The sequence below is a fragment of the Nocardia amamiensis NBRC 102102 genome, assembly GCF_001612745.1.
Classification (GTDB): domain Bacteria; phylum Actinomycetota; class Actinomycetes; order Mycobacteriales; family Mycobacteriaceae; genus Nocardia; species Nocardia amamiensis.
Map to the genome: position 1 here is coordinate 86,394 of NZ_BDBA01000002.1, position 14,950 is coordinate 101,343.

The following is a 14,950-nucleotide window of genomic DNA, read 5'->3' on the forward strand; positions in this document are numbered from 1 at the left end:
TGAATTGTAACTACCGGGCGAAAACCAACGTTGCGGGCGATGGTGTCGGGTGGAATGCAACGTCGTCGAAGCCGGCCTTGCCGAGCCAAGTGTGGTAATCGGCCCGCCGCCAGGTCCCGCCTTGCCGGCTCTTGAGCAGCATTTCCGCGCCGAACATCAGGGCGAAGGGCGGGCCGCTGCGGTCGTCATCAACGACGAAGTCGCAGATGACCAATGTGCCACCGGGTTTGAGTGCCGCCCTGAGCTTCGCGAAGATCGCGACGTTCTCCTCCGGTCCTTCCTGGTGCGCGATGTGGGAGTACACCGCGACGTCGTACATGTCGGCGCCGAAGTCGGTGGTATGGAAGTCACCGTCGATGCAGGTGAACCGGTCTGCCACGCCTCGCTCGGCGAGCAGTCGGCCGGCGATTGCGTTCACCGGTGCCCAGTCGAGTTGAGTCGAGCGCGCCGCAGGGTTGCGCTCGAGCCAAATCGCCGAGTAGATGCCCGAACCGCCGCCCACGTCGAGGATGGAGATCTCGCCGGCAGTTGCCAGCTGCAACAGGTCGGCGGCGACCGTTACCACCGGCACAGACTGCGCGGCGATGGCCGGGACAACCTCCGCCCAGTGCGGATTGTCGGCCACCTCCACCACCGGATTCGCCATCGGCCCTCCCGCGCGCACGACGTCGGGCAGAGTCGCCAAGGTGCCCATCTGGGTCAGCTTGAGTGTGGCGAATCTGCTCAAGCAGGCGGGTGTGCCGTCGACCAGGAACGTGGCCGCTTCTGCGGTGTTGCGGTAGCGGCCGTCGTGTAGCTCGACCAGGCCGAGGCTGACCAGCCCGTCGAGGAGGGTTCGCGCCCCCCGCTGGGAGATCCCTGCGCGGACGGCGAGCTCGTCGGCAGTGTCCGCACCGTCTTCGAGGTGGGTGAACAGCGAGTGGCTCGCCGAAGCACCGACGATGCCGGTGGCCCAGTAGCCGTTGATCAGCTGCATGATCCGATCCGGAGTCGGAAGGATCTCGGTCATGCCGCCCCCTCTCGTGTTCCGTATGAGCGTGCGTGGGTTCGGATCGCGGCTCGCAGCGCCCCCGCAACTCGTTCGACCTGGCCGTCGCTGAGCTCGGCGTGCATGGGGATGGCGAGGTTGCGTTGGAAGAGGTCGGCCGAGACCGGGCACGGCTGCTTCGGCTCGTACACCGGCTGCAGGTGGCACGCCCACGCACCGTGCCCGCAGCCGATGCCCTGAGCTCGCAGATCGGCCGCGACACCCGCACGGTCGACACGCGGATCCAACGTCACCAGGTAGGACTGCCATGCGTGGGTGCGGTCGGGCGGCACATGCGCAACGGTGAGGAGTTCGTCGTCGGCGAACAGTTCCGCATAGCTCGCTGCGACGGCGCGCCGACGATCCAGCAGCTCGCCCATTCGCGTGAGCTGTACCTGCAGGATCGCTGCGGCGATGTCGGACAGCTTGTAGTTGTAGCCGACCTCGGTGAATTCCGGGATCGGCAAGCCAACGACCTGCGCATCCGCGAAGATGCTTCCGATACCGAATGACGACCGCAGCCGCACGTCGTCGGCGAGCGCCGGATCGGCCGTGAGCAGGGCCCCGCCCTCGCCGCTGGTGATTCCCTTGCGCCCGTGGAAGGACAGGCAGGACACCGGTGCCAGGGCACCAGCCGGTGTCCCCTGGTAGGTCGCACCTACGGCACATGCGGCGTCCTCGATCAGAAACAGATCACAGCGGTCCGCGATCGACCTCAGCTCCGAGTAGTCGGCGGGGAGACCGACCGTGTCCACCGCGATCACACCCACCGTTCGTGGACCGACGAGATCCGCTACCGCCTGTGGGTCGACGGTGCCGGTATCGGAACGCACGTCGGCGAAGACCGGGACCGCGTCGACGTAGCGCACCGCGTGGGCTGGAGCCGGGAACGTGTAATCGGCAACAATCACCTCGTCACCCGGTTCGACACCGAGCGCAAGCAAGGCGAGGTGTAGTGCCGCGCCGCAGCTGCTCAATGCGACCGCGCCACCGACTCCGTAGCGTTCGACCAGCTCGACCTCGAGCGCTTTCCCCCGCGGACCCTGTCCGGCCGGCCAGCCCGAGGCGAAGACCTCGGCGACGGCAGCCAATTCCCGCTCACCCAGACTTGCGCGCACCAGGGGAATGGAGCCCATCGTGATTCACCTCCCGCTGCTCGGTGGTTCGAAACGCAGCGGCGTGATCTGGTCGATGCCGCAGCGGTCACGCAGCCGCTGAATGGCGTCGACATCCACCGACCGGCCGGACTCGAAGATCGCGGCAATCTCCTCGAAATAGACTTCGTGATCGGGGGATGGGTAGCTTTGAAACAACATTCGAACCGGCTTGTCGGTGGCATTCCTGAACGCGTGCGGACATCCGGCCGGAACGAACATGCAGCTACCGGGACCCCCGCGGACGACTCGATCGCCATCCGGCGATTCCCAGTCGTGCCAACCGTCCGGCGTACGCTGATTCGGCTCGAACGCCAGCAGGTCCAGCTCTCCTTCCAAGACGTAGAAGAACTCCTGCGAGTTGCGATGGGAATGCGCCCCGACGTCGAAGCCGGGCGGAACCACCACCTCGAAGCTCGATACGACGGACCCGTTCGCCCCGGTGACCTTGAAGGTGATTTCCTGCTTGTCTGTGATCAGCTTTCGACCCGCGCCGGGCCGGACAACAACACCGCTCATGTCATTCCTTTCCCATGTCAGTTGAATCTCGCTGTAGGCGTGGCGCCGACGCGCCCCGTTGTCATCGATTCATGCCGCTCGGCGCGTCGACGGTCCATCGACCTACCGACATCTCCGAGGTGATGCCGGGACCGAAACCCGCGATAACACCCTTGGCACCGGGCATCGGCGAGTCTTCCTCGAACAGCCGGCGCAGCGCGTCGAGTACGACCGCGCTGGCGATGTTCCCGTACTCGGTCAGAGTCGCCCAGCTATGCCGGAACATCGTGCGTTCGACATCGAGGTGCGTGCTGAGGTCGTCGAGGATCCGCGGACCGCCTGCGTGAATGATGTAGTAGTCGAGCTTGCCGATGTCCCAGCCATGGTCGGCGACGAGCTCACGCAGTACCGGCGCCAATGGCTCCATCGTCCCGGGCACCCGGCGATCCAGCTGGAAGTGGAAGCCGGTCGCACGAACGGCGTAGGAGATCCAATCCTCCGTGTGCGGAATCAGATACGAGGCATTGCGCTCCAGCGCTACGCCGGTACCGCCGTTTCCCCGAACTACGGCAGCCGCGACCGCGTCACCGAACAGTCCGTCGGACAGCAGCGAACCGACATCGTCGTCGTCGGGTTGGTAACACAGCGAGCAGAGCTCGCACGCCACGATCAGAACATTGCTCCCTGGGTGGGCCACGCAGAAGTCGTGGGCGCGATTGATCGCCGCGGCACCTGCCGCGCAACCCAGCTGCGCGATGGGTATCTGGCGGGTGTCCGACCGAAGCCCCATAGTGTTGATCAGCCATGCGGTCAGCGATGGCATGAGAAATCCGGTACAGGACACGTAGATGATCGCGTTGATTTCCCGTTCCACGACACCCGCGTTCGCCAGGGCTTTTTCGATGACCTCAGGGCATCGCTTCTTGGATTCGCGCTCGTAGATCCTGTTGCGTTCCTCGAACCCAGGGTGGCGCAGGGTGCTGTCGATATCCTGCACGATGTGCCGCTTCCGCACGCCCGTGTTCTGGATCAATTTGAGTGCCAAAGGAAGATTAGGATTTCCGGCATACATTCTTTCCGCAAATTCCAGAGTATCTTCCATGCTCAGGACGTTTTCCGGCACACTCACCGACGGTTTGCACAGCGTGGACATGTCTGGAATCTACTTTCTCGACCGGGTTCAAGTTTTCCGAATGGAATCTTCGATACGAAAATGCCGCCGCCCTGCGCCTCCGGAATAGGGACAGGGCAAGGCAATGGCTATTCGAGAATTGCATTGCGCCCGAACGATCGGGAATCCGCACACTGCCGCGGAAGGCATGTCGATCAATGCTTTCGCACATGGATCAGATGTGCGATCTCATCGATATCGTATTCGGCTCTGTCGCGCAATCCATATCGAGTCAGCCGTCCTCGCTTGGCCCATTGGCGGATCGTTGCTTCCTGAATTCCGAAGGCTTCTGCGGCGACCTTCGTCGGCAAAGTTCGCCGTTTCGACTCTTCCGCCGAGGGGTCGCTGATCAGGCGTTCATCGGACAACCATTCATAAACCGTCCAACGGTGTCCCAGCTTGCATCTGACGACAGCGCATTTGTTGATGCCGTCCAACTCTACGGTGACCGGCGCAACGCATCGAGGATCGCGACACTTTCCGCTCGCCGCTGCCGAGCCGTGTTCTCGCTCCACGAATCGCAAGACGTCGCGGAAGAGATCGCCGATCTCGACGACAAAATCCGCGGCACTCGGATGGGCTGCCAGCCAGCCGATCCGGCCGACGAGGAACTTCGCTGTCGACGCTGTGTCGCGACGGGGAGGCGAGATCGTGGGGCATTCACTCAGGACGAGATCCACCCATGACTCCAGGATCGAGCTGATCCAGACCCGCAAGGCGATTGCGCCTGACGGAAGCGGCAGTGTGCGTTGATCACGCCGACGTCCGTCGCCTGCATCCCAATACCCCCATTGGAACGGACCGACACATTGCGCGGCCAACCATGGGAGCGCGGCGAGCCGTTGTTCTGTAGCAGTGATGCAGTCTCGGCACAACCGGAGCGCGATCCCCGCACCGACTGAAGGCGAGCCGGTATTTTGGCGGTCGACCTCGCATATCACCGTGCGTTCCGAAGCTGCCGGCATGACATTTCTGGTCGGTATTTCTTCCATTTACTGGACCTCGTGAATATCGTTCTCGACTCAACCGGCGGATACGGCATCTCGCCCTGCTCATCAGTCTCGGTGAAGTGCAAGTCATTGTCACCACGAAAGTGATGTCCACTCCAGAATTTTCGGGGTTCGTTTTTCTTCCACGTGCGGGGACGAGACTCGAACCTGTCCCGCAGACCAAGAACGCAACCGATAATGCTGAACTCGGTAGCGACACAGCACGGCGCTGCATTGCAATCGATGGAGGTCACAGCGAATACATCGAAGCTACTACATCCGAACCGCTGAGTTGGGCATGCTTCCGCCCCACAGACAGCGTGACAGAGCCATTGTTCGGCGTCAACTCGCAGCGTCGACTCAGCAAAAGGTCCGCGTAGATCGATTCGTTGCGTAGTCCGGATCGGTCCAGCGCGCGCGCCTCCGTCTGCAAACTGCATGTTTCCGGTTCATACGGGTGATGGAGCTGTCAATGGCGAGTCGGAGGGCGATCACGCGGTCGGAGGCGTGCGGTATCGGAACGGCACGAAGGCGGCGATTCTGAATTCGGTGTGCGCGGTGACCGGTTACCGATCGGTAATATGCGCGCGAGCCGGTGGACGATCCGGAGGTTGTCGCGGCGCCGGAGAAGTGCTGGACTGTAATGAACGCGCTGGCTGGTATGCGGCCGAGCGCGGGCATCGGCGCAGATCGCGCCGGTGCTACGCCAGTTCGGGGAGTTGTCGATCGACAACGGCACAGCGGCGATACTGATAGGGAGGTCGGCGGCCACGATCGACCGCCATTTGGCGAAGGCCAAGTCGCCGCCGGCGGTGAGGGCCGTTCATATACCAAGCCGGGACCGTTGCTGAAGTCGCGAATCCCGATGCGTACGTGGGCTGATTATGTGGACCGGGAACCGGGCGGTGCGCAGCAAGGCCCAAATGCATGGTTCGCCGCAACTACCGATGCGCGGTACTGCCAGGAAAATGATTCGAAGTGGTGCTCATACCCACAAACATTCAGCGATCCGTCCATTTCAGGACGCGACAGCATCGCCGGTGGGAGCGTCAGCAGTCTCGCCGGCCAGCCGCAGTCGGGCGCGGTCCGCGAGTGCGGACCAGAAGTGGGCCTGCCACTGGGCAAGCTGGACGATGGCAGCCGTGCGGTGCTGGGGAACGGCGCTCATGAGAGCCTCGCACTGTGCGGCGGCCGCGACGGACATGGTGAGCAGACGAATGACGGTCCGCCCGCTTTCGCTCAACCGCATCGCGGGATCGCTCCGCAACCGCTGAAGAACCTCCGAAACAGCGAGCCCGGCAACCGGATTCGACTTCTGCGCCGCCGACGGGTGTCGCGCATCCGTTGACGCCGTCGCACGGTCGCGCTCGGTGACATCTTGATGCACGCCTTCGACAGGCGATTGCTGACCAACGAGGAGGGGACTCTCGCCGCGCCCGAGTCGCAGGCGGACGTCTCGAGCGGTGCCGATCGACAGCCCTGATTGCCGCGCGATCTCCGACAGCGAAGCAGCCGGGTCACGGCGGATCGCTTCTGCGGCCAGGCGGCGGCCCGTGGCCGTGGACGCTGGGCGGACTTTGCCGTCTCGCCCCAGCCGTTCGTACAACTGGCCATCTTTTCCAGTTGCACGGCGCCGAATCGTGCCGACGGTGTTGTGCGACAGTCCGCTGGCGCGTGCGATCAGCCGATCCGACCACTGCGGATGTTTCTCGACCAGTCGCTCGGCCGCTGCCTTGCGCTCCTTCAGTGTCAGCGGCATTCCGTGCCCGACGTTCGCCCGCACCGACAGTGCGAACAGATCGTCATGGTTGCCGTTGTAGAGCCGCGCCGCCAATGTCTCCTCGCCACGACGAATCGCCGCTTGCAGGCGGTACATGCCATCGATCACGCGCATCGTCGGTCGGTGAACGAGAATCGGCGGCAGTTCGCCCTCGGCCTCGGCGATCGCGGCGACATACGCTTGGTCCTGGTCACCCAACCGCGGCGTATCGGCAGGACGCAACTGTGATACAGGCAGCGACTCGATCGGAAGCCGACCGATGAGTTCATCCCACCCGTCGACCACGGCCTTGATGCCGAATCCGGCTAAACCGTCGATCACGTTGTCCATCCCCACCCCCAGGGCCGGTGAAAATCAGGTACAGACAGCCTAAACCCCAGGGGTTTAGGCTGCTGGAAAATTATAGTCGAGGGTGCGATCCGTGACATTGACGGACAACGAAGGGTTTCCGGCTGGAACTCGTCAAACTGATGAACAACAAGCCCCCGAATTATCCGGGCGACCAGTTTGCGCGGATCGTCGATGAGGAGCGCGAAAAGGCCGTTTCGGCCGGGCCTCCCGCCCTTGCAGTCGCGCAGGCAGTTCTCGACCATCCCGCGCAGCGCGTCCGACGACAGCCGCTTCGGCTTCGTGGTTCCGACTCGACCTCCGAGTCGCGTGACCCTTACGCCCACGAGTGAGCAGCCTGATGGAATTGCCATGCGTCGGCGATGATGTCGGCAAGGTCGGGCCGTTGCGGTTTCCAGCCGAGTTCGCGTTGCGCTTTCTCGCTGGAGGCGATACACACCGCCGGGTCGCCGGGTCGGCGTCCCTCGATGTGTACGGGGAAGTCGACTCCGGTGACTTCGCGGACTGTGTCGAGGACTTGCTGGCTCGAGTGCCCTTGGCCGTTGCCGAGATTGAAGATGTCGTGGCGTCCCGGCTCAACGAACTCGAGAGCGAGTAGGTGGGCAGCCGCGAGGTCGGCGACATGGATGTAGTCGCGGATGCATGTGCCATCTCGGGTTTCGTAGTCGGTGCCGAATAGCGTGAAGGTGTCACGCTGGCCATCGGCGGCTTGCAGCAGGATCGGTATCAGATGCGATTCCGGCTCGTGCCGTTCACCCAGGTGGACCCCGCCCGCGGTGAGGACCGCTCCGGCTGCGTTGAAGTAGCGCAGCGTTGCCGCGCCGAGCGTGTCAACAGCAACTGGATCTTGACGGACACACCGGACGCGGAGCGGAGGTTGGCGACCCCCGTGTCCGAGACATTGCTCAGCGACGGCGCCCGTTCCAGCCGACCGTACTTCCGCGTGACCAGGGCGTTGTGAACCGCGCCGCTCGAACGGTCGAGCGCCTTGCCGATTTGGTGCGGGGCGAACTCCTCGCCCGGGTGATCGCGCAGGAAATCCTCGACCTGCCCCCGCAACGCACCAGCGGGCAACCGCACCACCGACTCCAGCTCGGCCGCTGCCGCGTCATCGGCCGGGACCGGGGCCGGATCGGTCGGATCGCCGCCCGTGCGGGCAGCAGCCGCCGCCTCCGGCGCGGTATCCGGCACGGGGTCGGCGTGTGCCTCCTCCTCGGCGGGATCGGCCGGTTCCGGCCCGGCCGGGTCGATCGAAACCGGTTCCGGCGCGGCGGGTTCGGCCGGGTCCGGTTCCTGGGTGGCCGGTTCGGTCGCGACCTGTTCCGGCGCGGCCGATCCGGCGGTGGTCCAGGTTTTGGCGGCCCGGGGCGATGCGGGGTCGGTGTCCGACCGCACGGCCCCAGCGGATTCCCAATTCGACAGCAAGCGCCGGGCGGTCGACAGCCCGATCCCCGCCGCATCCGCCAACACGGCGGTGGTGCCACCGGGGTGGGTGCCCAGTGCCGCCCACAATGCCCGGTCTGTGTCGGTGCGCAGCACGGGCACACCCGCCGCCCCCGAACCGCTGTCCGGGGCAGCAGGGGCGGCATCCGGGGCGGGCGCGGCCGGTGCCGGGGGCGCGGCGGTGGTGTTCTTCCTTTTGGACATGACAGGTCCCTCCAACAATGGTTCGGGTGAATTCGGGTGATGTCCCGGCCGGGACGGAAACCACACCGATCGGGGCGAATTCCCCGGGGGGTCGGTGTCGTTCCCGGTTCCATGGACGCTCGATACCAGGGCCGATGTCAAGCGGAACGTGGAAAGAAACTCCGGTCCCGAATTTCTCTCGTCCATTTCCGGAATGCGAACGGCACGAGTGGAATTCGGCTCGCGGGCAATTGTTGCGGCGAGGCGAGCCGGGCTCACACCGGCGGCCTCGCCGCAGGTTCCCGAGTCCGCGCGAGGCAAACCCGTACTCGCCGGCGACCCGCGAGCTCGCCACAGCGGTGTCGGGATTCGCCGACCGCGCCGACTGGCTGTGCCGGTGAAATTCGACGTCGATCATCGGCCAACTCTGACGTCGCGCAGCGAGGTCGAGATCGGTTGACATCGGCAAAAACTGACGCCACCGGTTGGCGTGTCCCCCTGCGTCGGCGTCGACGACCGAACGCACTCTTCTGCCGTTGCAATACAGGGCGCAGCGACAGGACTCAGGCAAGCAGATCGCAAAGGCCATCATCGGATGCTGATCCGCCGGCGTAGCGAAGTGTCGGACATTCAGCAAGACCGCCGTCATCGTCATCACCGCGAAGTCCGCCGGGCGCAAGGTCTTCGGCCTCGCCACCGCAGACGTCCGTCTCGCTTGACCTCCTGCGCGTCAGTCCCGCAGCCAGTGCAGCTCGTGCGCCAGGGTTTTGGCGACGGCACGGATGCGGCGGTGTAGCGGCGACTGCTCGCGTGGGAGGACCAGGTGGAGCGTCAGGCTGGGCGCGCCCCGCAGCGGGCGCCAGGTGAGACCGGCCGGTTGTGCCGTGACCGCGGCTTCTCCGGCCGGAGCGAGGGTGACCCCGTCGCGTAGGTCGCGCTGAGACATGTCGAAAGAGACTGCGGGCGTGTGGAATCGGGGGGGTGGTCGGATGCCTCGGAACAGTGCGGACAGCTGATCGTGGATCACGGGGTTGGCCGCACGGCCCGGGAGTCGCAGCGGGTACGCGGCCGCGTCGGCTATCTCGATCTCCTGATGTTCGGCCAGCGGATGGTGCTGCGCCAGCTGGACCCCGACGCGCTGACGCCGCAGCAGGTACCGGCGCACGCCACGGCCCGGCTGTTCACCGCGGGTGATCCCGGCATCGATGCGGCCGTCGGCGACCGCGGGGGAGATCTCCGGTGTCGCCATCGGGACCGCGCCGACCTCGAGTCCTTGGCTGCTGCGAATGAGCCTGTCCACCAGGGCCGGTGCGGTCTCAGCTCCGGTGCTGAGGCTGTATCCGATGCGCAGCGTGCCCAGTTCACCGGCCGCCGCGCTCCGGGCGGTGCCCCATGCCCGGTCCAGAGCCGCCAGCGCGGGCGGCGCGGACTCCGCCAAAGCCGCACCGGCCGTGGTCAATTCGACGCTACGCGTGTTGCGGACCAGCAGGGCCGTACCGAGTTCCGCCTCCAATCGGCGCATCCGGGCGCTGAGTGCGGGCTGTGCGATACCGATCCGTGCGGCCGCGCGGGTGAAGTTCAACTCCTGCGCCAGCACCAGGAAGTACCGCAGGCTCACTGTATCCGGCGCCACGCGCCCTCCCTGCCAATTGATAACGATCCGTTCTGAGTCTATCGCGTATCGGTCTTTCCCTCGACCGCACATCAAGCCCTAACCTGCGCATATGACGATTCAACTGACCGCAGTACCGGTCGCCGGAATCGATCGATCTGAGTGTCAATTCGAAGTCGGACGTGTCCGGCCGAACACAGGAGGTTTCCATGGCTAAGGGCTACTGGGTCAGTGTCTACCCCGCCATTTCCGCCCCTGAGAGGCTGACTACCTACGACAAGCTGGCCGGTCCGGCTATCCAGGCTGGAGGCGGGCGCCTCCTGTCCCATGTCGGTAGTCGAGTCGTCGCCCACGAGGCCGGAATCACGCAACGCGTCATTCTGATCGAGTTCGACAGCTTTGAACAGGCCGTCGCGGCATACGAGAGCGAGGCATACCAGAAGGCGCTGGTGGCCCTCCCCGACGGCGTCGAGCGCGACTTCCGCATCATCGAAGGCATCGACTGACCGGCGGGCCCAACCATTGCTGAGCATCCGTCACCTGATACGGCCACGGTGCTGAACGACGACTCACGAGACGAGTTTGAAGCGATGCCCCGCGCCCCAGCTCGTCGTCGACGTCCTCGACGGCCTGATCCCTGTCGGGCGGATCGCAGAGGCTCGGGGCAAGATTCAGGGATGGGGGCGTATCGCCCGTCCCCTGGGTCTGGTCGTCCCGCGATTAGCGCGGCCGCCGGGGCGGGACCACGTTCTGTCGAACGCACTGTGTTGCCGCGATCCGCGCGATCCTGAGGGCAGGGCGCCAGCTGCCGAACACACTCAACCGCCGCCCACAGCGCTGAGCGAAGCGGCCACGTCGTGGTAGTCGGCGGGCCAGACCGGTTGCGGCTCAGAACATCCGGTGGTGCCGATCAGCGGATCTCGACCACCACTTTGCCCAGGGCGCGTCCCGCACCGACGTGGGCCAGCGCGTTCGCGGTCTCGTCGAGGGGGAAACTGCGGTCGATGTGGATACCGATCCGTCCCGCGACACACGACTCCGCGAGGGGTGTGAAGTGCGCGGGCCCTTCCTTCACCGCGAGGACTCCGAGCCCGCGGCCGGTCACCATCCCGGCGACCACTCCGACCGTTGCCAACCGCAGCAACGCGCGCGTGGTGCCGCCGACGCAGCGGTACCGGCCGCCACGCGCGACCGACCTGCGATAAGCGAAGACCGACCGGTGGGCGACGAGGTCGAGTACCCGGTCGTACGGTCCGGTTCGGGTGAAGTCCTCAGCGCGGTAGTCGATGACCTCGTCGGCGCCGAGCGTGCGCATGAACGCCAGTTTGGCGGCGTTGTCCACCCCGGTCACATGCGCCCCGGCACTCTTGGCCAACTGGATCGCAAACGCTCCGGACCCGCCGCCCGCTCCGTTGATCAACACCGACATACCGGCTGCGATGCCGGCCGTGCCCTGCAGTGCTATCGCCCCCGCCTGTGGCAGCGTCGACGCCTCGGCGAAGCTCAGCGACACCGGTTTGTGAGCCAGCGCCGATTCAGGAACCACCGCATATTCCGCGAACCCGCCCTTGAGCATGAGATTGTCGCCGTAGACCTCGTCACCCGGTGCAAACCGTGTGACCTCGGAGCCGACGACTTCGACCCGTCCGGCGATATCGGATCCGAGAACCGGGCGTCTGGGTGCCCGGAGCCCGCCGATGCGCGAATACAGCGGCGTCCCCCGCAGTGTCTCCCAGTCGGAGAGGTTGATCGACGTCGCGTGCACCTGGACGAGCACCTGCTTCGGCCCTGGGGAAGGCGCTGGGACCTCCACGACCGACAGCACCTCGGGGCCGCCGTAGCGGTCGTACACGACGGCCCTCATGCGATTCCAGCACCGAGGATCGAGCGACAGCCTGACACACGACAAACTCTAGTCGGCGGGCCGCCCCGCGACCGGCGAACTGTACGTCGGCATTCGGCGCGACTCGCCGAACCCTCTCCCGTAAACCAGCAACGTCCAGTACTACCGCATAGTGCGCGGTGCCAGAGAGGTACGACAGCTTCACTGGTCGCCTCTTGCGCGAGCCTGATTTGACCACGTGCGCCGAGTTTGTGTCGATGCCGCAGTGCCCACAGTGATCATCTTGTTGGGTCTATGAGTTTGCCGTGCCAGCAGGTCCTTCGTAGGTTCGGATGGACTGAGCCCCGCTCGTGGTGGGAGCGAAGGATCCAATGACCAGGACCCCCGCTTAACCGAGACCAGACGGCAGCGGGTGCGTGCTCTATCGCTCGTGCCTGCCGACAGCGCCGAGATCGCCGCGCGGTAGCGTCGTCGGTTCCCTAAGACGTTCCCGTCTCGATGTACGTCGCCGTGGGCGCATCGAGACGGGAACGGGAACCGCCCCCTAAACCGGCGCGCCGCGCATCGTCAGATCAAATAGGAATCTACGATGACCAGGTGTTTCCAGTCGCCCGTGTTTCGCATGTCCTGTCGGGGACAGCGGCCCGGGCCCGACGGTAGCCACAGCGGGTACACAACCGCCCAGGTGGCACTAGGCCGAACAGAAGCCAGAACCAAAACGGGGGGCCAGACACAAAAAACAGGTCAGGCCCGGTCTTAGACCGGGCCTGACCTGCTATTTCTGTGGAGCTAAGGGGACTCGAACCCCTGACCCCCACACTGCCAGTGTGGTGCGCTACCAGCTGCGCCATAGCCCCTGGTGGGTCGCGCTCCGGGCTTCCCCGCCGCGCTTTAGTGAAGTTACACCACCGGTGTGTCGGCGACCAAATCGCCTCGATTCGGGGCGACAGGGGTGAACCAACGATGTATAGTCGAACACGTGTTCGATCATGGGTGGGGAACGGGATGGCATCTCGAGGTGCGGTCTTGGACAGGGGGTGAGACCGGACTGTCGAGTGCGCGGGCCGGGTGTCGGCAGGTGGAGCCGACGCCCGGCCCCTTGACCAACTGAAAACTCGGTGGGCGATCTCGGGGGCTGGGATGTCGGATCGCGCTGTCGAGTGGGCCGGGTCGTCGATTTGGTGGAGTCGGCGTCCCGGCCCTTCCGTTGGTCGATCAGCTGTCCGCGCCTGAGGCGGTGGATCCAGTGATCACCGGGCGAGTGAGATCACCCAGTTCTCGTCGTTGGCGTCGACCTTGGTCGGACCGTCGAAGACCGCTGGTGTGGCCGCGGAGCCGCCGAGCGCCTCGCCGAGTGCGGCGGTCTGTGCCATGGCGGTGGTGCGTGCGAAGTCGACCTTGGCACCGGTCGTGATGCACTGCAGCACCGGTTCGGGAGCACCGGCCTCCCGGGCGATGGCGGCGAGTGCTTCATTGTTCAGGTCGCTGCCGCCCTCGCCGGGGCGCTTCGTGGTGAACGATTCGGTGTGGAACTTCGAGTAGATCGGTCCGGAACCGGCTTCGGCCACACACTGATTCGCGGCGACGGCGCGGGTGGAGTAGTCCTTGCTCTGGGAGCGGGAGTCGAGGAAGTTCACCAGGCGGTAGCGCACCGCGAGCGAGCCCTCATCGATCTTCTGGGCGATTTCCTGGCCGTGAATGCGCTCCAGGTTGCCGCATCCGGGGCACAGCGGGTCCTCGAAGATGTCGATGGTCTTCCTAGCCTCCGGGCGGCCCAGCAGGATCGAGCCGTTCTGCTCGAGCACCGAGTGCACCGCCAGATCCCGCACCGGACCGTAGCCGTCGTTGCGGACAGTCGCTTCATCCCGCCCCCAGCGGATTGCCGCGATCACGATCAAGACGATCAACGCGAGGGCAACCGCACCCAACGCGTAGGTGGTCGTACTGGACATCGGCCGCGGCGTGTAGTTCGAACGAGATTCGCTCACATTGACACTTTGCCCCACCGAACCTCTCCAGCCACCGCCGGGCGGTACATCCGCAAACGGCGGCAGGTAGAACCACCTTGCCCCATACCCTGATTTGCCAGCAGATATGGAGGCACACGCTGCAGTTCACCGCCACTTGCGACGTCCACTACTCGTTTGGCCACACAGCGCTACAAAATAGGCTGATCTCTCATCGCCCTGATGCCATGATGACCTGATTCATGAAGACGATCTGCGCTGAGAGGACCCCGCATGATCGCGGACCTCCGCATCCGTTTCGCTGTCGACGACGAGATGCTCTCCCAGCTCCACGCCGACGCATTCGGCGGTGCCCATGTGCTGAGCCCTTGGAAAGCGCGTCTGGAACGGCACAGCAGATCGTGGGTCGGCGCATTCGCCGGCGATCGGCTTGTCGGGTTCGTGCACGCAGTCTGGGATGGAGGTCGGCATGCGTTCCTGCTCGACACCATGGTCGCCCGGGAGCTCCAGCATCAGCGCATCGGAACCAGCCTGGTCGCGGCTCTCATCAGTGACCTACATGAACTCGGTACCGAATGGCTCCACGTCGACTACGAACCGCACCTCGACAGTTTCTATCGCGATACATGCGGGTTCCGAACCACCGACGCCGGCTTACTACGACTGAACTGACCTCGAACAAGGCCGCGACGAATGCCGCTGCCGCTCGATGTCGTCCTTCTCGGCCTCCCGTGGGCGCGGCGACAATCACGAGATTCGTTCACCGATTGCGGCCGCTTCGGGGGACGGAACGTCGCCGTTTGCGGCGGGAGATCGCACGGCGCGCAGTGGCGGGTGACACTTCCGATTCGGCAACCACTGTGCCCGGTCCGGCCACCGCTGCTCGGAAATCGGCCCCTACTGCTGGACGGTCGCCTTGTTTACCTGCCAGCACG

The 14,950-nt window shown here is 65.0% G+C and carries 14 protein-coding genes and 1 tRNA gene; 3 read left to right on the forward strand and 12 right to left on the reverse strand.

What is annotated here, in order from left to right:
* Positions 1 to 10: 10 nt before the first annotated feature.
* The 6 genes from NA4_RS00665 to NA4_RS00690 all read right to left on the reverse strand — a co-directional run bounded on the left by NA4_RS00665 (position 11) and on the right by NA4_RS00690 (position 6,940).
* A complete protein-coding gene (locus tag NA4_RS00665; protein WP_067462166.1) occupies positions 11 to 1,009 on the reverse strand; it encodes a methyltransferase in 999 nt (332 codons plus the stop codon).
* Entirely contained in the window at positions 1,006 to 2,163 is a 1,158-nt protein-coding gene (locus NA4_RS00670) for a DegT/DnrJ/EryC1/StrS family aminotransferase (protein WP_067462168.1), read from the reverse strand. The genes NA4_RS00665 and NA4_RS00670 overlap by 4 nt, the downstream gene beginning before the upstream one ends.
* 6 nt (positions 2,164 to 2,169) lie before the next feature.
* Positions 2,170 to 2,700: a cupin domain-containing protein gene (locus NA4_RS00675; protein WP_067462171.1), complete on the reverse strand. Its 531-nt coding sequence runs from the start codon at positions 2,698 to 2,700 to the stop codon at positions 2,170 to 2,172.
* A gap of 61 nt (positions 2,701 to 2,761) precedes the next feature.
* Positions 2,762 to 3,832, reverse strand: coding sequence for a type III polyketide synthase (locus tag NA4_RS00680; protein WP_174552891.1), 1,071 nt, complete (start codon positions 3,830 to 3,832; stop codon positions 2,762 to 2,764).
* A gap of 173 nt (positions 3,833 to 4,005) precedes the next feature.
* Positions 4,006 to 4,842, reverse strand: coding sequence for a hypothetical protein (locus NA4_RS42380; protein WP_245671014.1), 837 nt, complete (start codon positions 4,840 to 4,842; stop codon positions 4,006 to 4,008).
* Between the two features lie 1,015 nt (positions 4,843 to 5,857).
* Positions 5,858 to 6,940, reverse strand: a complete 1,083-nt coding sequence (locus NA4_RS00690) for a ParB/RepB/Spo0J family partition protein (RefSeq protein ID WP_169810956.1) — start codon at positions 6,938 to 6,940, stop codon at positions 5,858 to 5,860.
* Positions 6,941 to 7,089: 149 nt separating this feature from the next.
* On the opposite strand from NA4_RS00690, the gene NA4_RS40000 reads away from it, so the two are divergent.
* On the forward strand, positions 7,090 to 7,299 hold the full coding sequence (locus NA4_RS40000) for a hypothetical protein (protein ID WP_157128724.1): 210 nt from the start codon (positions 7,090 to 7,092) through the stop codon (positions 7,297 to 7,299).
* Here NA4_RS40000 and NA4_RS38565 read toward each other — a convergent pair.
* The 3 genes from NA4_RS38565 to NA4_RS00710 all read right to left on the reverse strand — a co-directional run bounded on the left by NA4_RS38565 (position 7,284) and on the right by NA4_RS00710 (position 10,226).
* A complete protein-coding gene (locus NA4_RS38565; RefSeq protein ID WP_084496659.1) occupies positions 7,284 to 7,778 on the reverse strand; it encodes an NAD-dependent epimerase/dehydratase family protein in 495 nt (164 codons plus the stop codon). The genes NA4_RS40000 and NA4_RS38565 overlap by 16 nt on opposite strands.
* Entirely contained in the window at positions 7,694 to 8,614 is a 921-nt protein-coding gene (locus NA4_RS00700; protein ID WP_067462177.1) for a hypothetical protein, read from the reverse strand. The genes NA4_RS38565 and NA4_RS00700 overlap by 85 nt, the downstream gene beginning before the upstream one ends.
* A gap of 709 nt (positions 8,615 to 9,323) precedes the next feature.
* On the reverse strand, positions 9,324 to 10,226 hold the full coding sequence (locus tag NA4_RS00710) for a LysR family transcriptional regulator (protein WP_067462183.1): 903 nt from the start codon (positions 10,224 to 10,226) through the stop codon (positions 9,324 to 9,326).
* A 188-nt stretch (positions 10,227 to 10,414) separates the two neighbouring features.
* On the opposite strand from NA4_RS00710, the gene NA4_RS00715 reads away from it, so the two are divergent.
* Entirely contained in the window at positions 10,415 to 10,711 is a 297-nt protein-coding gene (locus NA4_RS00715; RefSeq protein WP_067462291.1) for a DUF1330 domain-containing protein, read from the forward strand.
* Between the two features lie 404 nt (positions 10,712 to 11,115).
* Here the strand turns inward: NA4_RS00715 and NA4_RS00720 are convergent, their stop codons facing one another.
* The 3 genes from NA4_RS00720 to NA4_RS00730 form a co-directional block, all read right to left on the reverse strand.
* Positions 11,116 to 12,069 carry an NAD(P)-dependent alcohol dehydrogenase gene (locus tag NA4_RS00720; RefSeq protein WP_067462186.1) on the reverse strand — a complete coding sequence of 318 codons (954 nt, stop codon included), beginning with the start codon at positions 12,067 to 12,069 and terminating at the stop codon, positions 11,116 to 11,118.
* A 763-nt stretch (positions 12,070 to 12,832) separates the two neighbouring features.
* Positions 12,833 to 12,905: transfer RNA gene (locus tag NA4_RS00725), tRNA-Ala, on the reverse strand.
* 393 nt (positions 12,906 to 13,298) lie between these two features.
* Complete coding sequence (locus NA4_RS00730; RefSeq protein WP_067462189.1) at positions 13,299 to 14,000, reverse strand: DsbA family protein; 702 nt, start codon at positions 13,998 to 14,000, stop codon at positions 13,299 to 13,301.
* Between the two features lie 288 nt (positions 14,001 to 14,288).
* Between NA4_RS00730 and NA4_RS00735 the strand changes: the two genes are divergently transcribed.
* Positions 14,289 to 14,687: a GNAT family N-acetyltransferase gene (locus NA4_RS00735; RefSeq protein WP_067462192.1), complete on the forward strand. Its 399-nt coding sequence runs from the start codon at positions 14,289 to 14,291 to the stop codon at positions 14,685 to 14,687.
* The last annotated feature ends 263 nt before the right edge of the window (positions 14,688 to 14,950 follow it).